The following is a 3,680-nucleotide window of genomic DNA, read 5'->3' on the forward strand; positions in this document are numbered from 1 at the left end:
AAACTGCTCGTCCGACTCAATGCCATGATGCGAATCCACCTGAATCAAAATTAAAAAAATGGTTGAATTTTAAGACAGTCGCTACGCCTGCCTTCCTGACACCTGTAACCTGTCACCTTCTTTCGACTTTAGACTTTTCACTTTTCACTTTTCACTTTTCACTTTTCACTTTTTTAGGGAGGTTTCGGCTTGTTCGAGTACGTTGAGTACGCGCACGGCTTCGTGGCCGTCGGTGAGCGGGCTGGCTTTGCCGTCCACGCAGGTGCAGAAATGTTCCAGTTCACGGCGCAGGGGTTGGCCTTCCTCTACAGGCACCACCTTGAAATCGGCCTTTTGAGCCACCGGGATGCGGCCGTGTTCCCACTTGATGCGGTGGGGGTAGAGGCAAAGCTTGTCTTTGGCGGTGTCGTCGAACACGGCCATCTGTTCACTGCCCACTACCACCAGCTTCTGTTCCTTGAAAGGATGCAGCCAGGAAACAAATACGTGGGCACGCACGCCGGAGGAAAATTCCAGGCTGGTCAGGGTGGTGTCAAAGATTGCGGGGTCCAGGTAGGCGCCGCCGTGGGCGCATACCGCCGCGGGCTCTTCATCGTCCAGGAGCATGAGGATGAGCGAGATGTCGTGGGGGGCAAAGCTCCACAACACGTTTTCTTCCGTGCGCAGGCGACCGATGTTGAGGCGGTTTGAGTAGATGTAGCGGATTTTTCCCAACTCGCCCGCGTCCACCATGGCTTTGAGTTTTTCCACCGCCGTGTGGTAGCGCAATACGTGGCCCACCATCAGGGAGAGGCCCTTCTTTTCCGCCAATTGGGTTAGTTCTTTTCCGCTATCCGCGGTCAGGGCCAGCGGCTTTTCAACCAATACGTGGCGGCCCGCTTCAAGCGCCCGGCGGGCCAGGTCGGCATGGGTGACGGCCGGCGCGGCGATCACCACGCCGTGAATGGCGTCGTCTTTCCAGAGGTCCTTGAGGTTCGTAGACCAGGCCAGTTCGGGGTGCTCTTTTTTGCCGGCCGCGCATACCGCGGGATCGGGGTCGATCACCCGCGCCAGGCGGCCCATGGCTTTGAGGTTTCTCAGGTGGTTGCGGCCCCAGTTGCCGGCGCCGATAAGGGCGAGATCAGGTGTGAGCATAGGTACTCCTTATGGCATCAGAACAGGTAGAAGAACTGAATCGGAAATGTAGGAAGTACTCCAAAGATTCCGTAGTTCGAGAGCCGGGAGGCTCTGTAGGCAAAGCAAAGCACAGGGCGACAGGAACTTCAAGTAATTCTCCTACAGGACTCCCCGGAATCATCCTACTGAGTTTTTTTGAGCACATCCTACTGATACTCCCGAAGATCCGCCTACTGCTCTGTTTTGGAATCGTAGTCAAACTCTCCAACTTTGCTTAAGCTGCCGCCGTTGATGCATAAAGCATCCTACCGGGCCGGGATGTCCACTGGACACCCGTTGGATTCGGATGTTTCTACTCGCCCCAAAAGGCATTGTCGCACGGGTAAAAACCCGCCGGATGTTCGGAGGGATTTTACCACACTGGTGAGTTGCGTACAATGCTGATCTAATGTGGATTTTGAGATTTTTTTCAGCTAAAAAAAGGCCCTTTGCCCGCGGGTTTGTTGCGGGCAAAGGGTCGTGCTTTTTGTCTTTATCCGTTAATGCAATTATTCGAATTTCAGGGGGACTTCCATCCAGACTTTGACCGGGGTGGCGCCGCGCCGGGCGGGAGAGAAACTCCAGGAGGCCAGGATCTGGCTGAGTTCCAGCTTGGCTTCGGCTTCCACGTCACCTTTAAAGCGCACGCGGGATACCGTGCCCTTCTCGTCAACCAGGATTTCAGAGGTAACGGTAACACTGCGGTCCTTAAAGAGTTTGCGCAGTGTGCGGCTGCTGTAGGGGTCATCGCCACCGGTTTTTCGCGGCGGTGTGGTAACATACTTCATCTCAAGGGGTTCACCGGCCGCGATCTTGGCGTTGATTGATTCCTCGAGTTTGCGCGCAGCCTCTTCCTCGCGGCGCTTGGCTTCAGCGGCTTCATCGATCTTGGCCTGTTCCGCCCGTTTGGCTTGCTCTGCTTCCAAGCGTTTCTTTTCCGCTTCGGCTTCTTCGGCCTCTTCCTCTTGCTCTATTTTAGCCAAGCGTTCCCGCTCGCGGCGCAGCAGTTCTTCGCGCTGCTCACGCGCTTTGCGGATCTCTTCTTCCTGGGCCTTTTTTTCTTCCGCGGTTTCCGCGGTTCTTTGCTCAATGGCCTTCATCTTGGTTTCAAATTCCTGGTCCAGCTGCTTTTTGTACGATTCCAGCTCCTGTTTGAGCGAGGCTTGAACCTGCTGGGTTTCCACTTTGGCCTTGTTGGCCTGGGAGATAAAGTAGAACCCCAGGCCCACGGCAACCAGCAGGGCGCCGATAATCACAGGCAACAGCCACTTGCTGCGGGAGCGGTCTGAATCGTCCAGTCCGGACAGGATCTGTTCCACGATTTCGCTGCTTCCGCCGGATTCGGCCGCGGCCGCTTCTTCGGGTTCCGGTTCGGGAATCACGTACTCGAGTTCCCGGGCCATTTCCCGTTCTTCCTCTTGCATGTCCCTGGCATACAGGGAGTTCATGAAGTAGGAAAGGTTAAAGGTGACCGATGAAAGCTCTTCAATCTCAAAGTAGTTGGCGATGTAGTCTTTGAACTCGCGGATGTTGTTGAAACGCTTCATGGGGTCGGGGTTCAAGGTCTTTTTAAAGAAGTTGATCAGGTGGGTGATGTAGTCTTTGCTGGTGGTGGGCATGAAGTGGCTGAAGCTGAGGTTGGAGAACTTGGAGTCAAAGTCTTCGCCGGCGGTCTGGGAGAAATATTTTCCCGTGAGCATGCGGTAAATGATGTAGCCCAGGTGGTAGATGTCGGATGAAGCCGAGATTTTCTCTTTGCGCAGGAATTCCGGCGCCAGCCAGGCGCCGTATTTCATCTCGATTTCACGATAAACCTTTTCGTTCTGCTCCAGGAAGGGAGCAATGCCGTAGTTCTTTAAAAAGATGTTGCCGTCGAAGTCGACAATGATGTTGTCGGGGGTAAGAAATCCGTGAAAGGATTTCTTGCCGCTGACCACGATGGTTGAGCCCACGTCCAGTTGATCGGCGATGGCCATGACAATGGAGAACGCCAGGTCAAAGTTTACGGGCACATCCCGCTTCTGGGAATCGTCCATCACCTGTTCCAGGGTCCGGCCCTTCAGATAGGGAAAAATCAGCAGGGTGTTGTCGCGCGAACGCACAATGCGGTCCGGCGAATAAAGGTGAGTGATATTGGACTTCTTCACTCCCTCCAGCAAAAGGGCGATGCGTTTCCAAGTGGCCTCGTCCTCGGTAAAGAAGGGGTGTACGTCGGTGATCAGTTTGTGCTCACCGGGTTTGTTTTCCTGGATATCCGCGCCGCGGAAGCTGACGCCGCTGGTATCCGTGAACTTCTGTTTAAACAACAAGTAATTGTTGATGATTTTGTATTCATTCATGGGTCACCTCGCTTTCACATGCACTATAGCGGAAGAAAACAGAAATTTCAATTGAACAAAGTTGAAAAGTTGGAGAGTTGAAGAGTTGAAGAGGGAAGAAGTTGAAAAAGTTGGGGGGTTGGAATAGAAGATAACAGGAGACAGGTGGCAGGAGGCAGGAAGGCAGGCGTAGCGACTGTCTTAAAA

General features: G+C 53.9%; 2 protein-coding genes. Both read right to left on the reverse strand.

Annotated elements, in window-relative coordinates; all coding sequences use genetic code 11:
- Nucleotides 1-165 precede the first annotated feature (165 nt).
- Complete coding sequence (locus ENN40_03255) at nt 166-1,134, reverse strand: Gfo/Idh/MocA family oxidoreductase (protein ID HDP94359.1); 969 nt, start codon at nt 1,132-1,134, stop codon at nt 166-168.
- 530 nt (nt 1,135-1,664) lie between these two features.
- Nucleotides 1,665-3,494 carry a hypothetical protein gene (locus ENN40_03260; protein HDP94360.1) on the reverse strand — a complete coding sequence of 610 codons (1,830 nt, stop codon included), beginning with the start codon at nt 3,492-3,494 and terminating at the stop codon, nt 1,665-1,667.
- Nucleotides 3,495-3,680 lie beyond the last annotated feature (186 nt).

This window comes from Candidatus Aminicenantes bacterium, from assembly GCA_011049425.1.
Classification (GTDB): Bacteria; Acidobacteriota; Aminicenantia; order UBA2199; family UBA2199; genus UBA876.

What these genes read in the sequence shown, in the direction of transcription:
- ENN40_03260 (HDP94360.1), bottom strand. Translation starts at nt 3,494, where the DNA reads ATGAATGAATACAAAATCATCAACAATTACTTGTTGTTTAAACAGAAG.
- ENN40_03255 (HDP94359.1), bottom strand. Translation starts at nt 1,134, where the DNA reads ATGCTCACACCTGATCTCGCCCTTATCGGCGCCGGCAACTGGGGCCGC.